The sequence below is a fragment of the Pseudonocardia sp. D17 genome (assembly GCF_036984265.1).
GTDB classification, from domain to species: domain Bacteria; phylum Actinomycetota; class Actinomycetes; order Mycobacteriales; family Pseudonocardiaceae; genus Pseudonocardia; species Pseudonocardia benzenivorans.
In genome coordinates this window covers 1-213 of the sequence record NZ_BPRG01000201.1, presented here as the reverse complement: position 1 = coordinate 213, position 213 = coordinate 1, and the positions used below count along the sequence as shown (strand labels likewise).

The following is a 213-nucleotide window of genomic DNA, read 5'->3' as shown; positions in this document are numbered from 1 at the left end:
GTCCCGTCCCAGCTGCTGGTGATGGCGAGGGTGCGCCCGTCGGGGGTCACCACCGTCGTCACCGTGACCACGCGGCGGCCGTGGCCGCTCAGCGGCTGGCCGATCTGGTCTCCGGTGTTGAGGTCCCACACTCGCACGGTTCTGTCGTCGCTGCTGGTGATGGCGAGGGTGCGCCCGTCGGGGGTCACCACCGTCGTCACCGCGATCACGCGG

General features: G+C 71.8%; 1 protein-coding gene. It reads right to left on the bottom strand.

The annotated features are described in order from the left end of the window. A partial coding sequence (locus PSD17_RS27670; RefSeq protein WP_339125215.1) for a WD40 repeat domain-containing protein occupies window positions 1-200 on the bottom strand: 200 nt, incomplete at its 3' end. Window positions 201-213 lie beyond the last annotated feature (13 nt).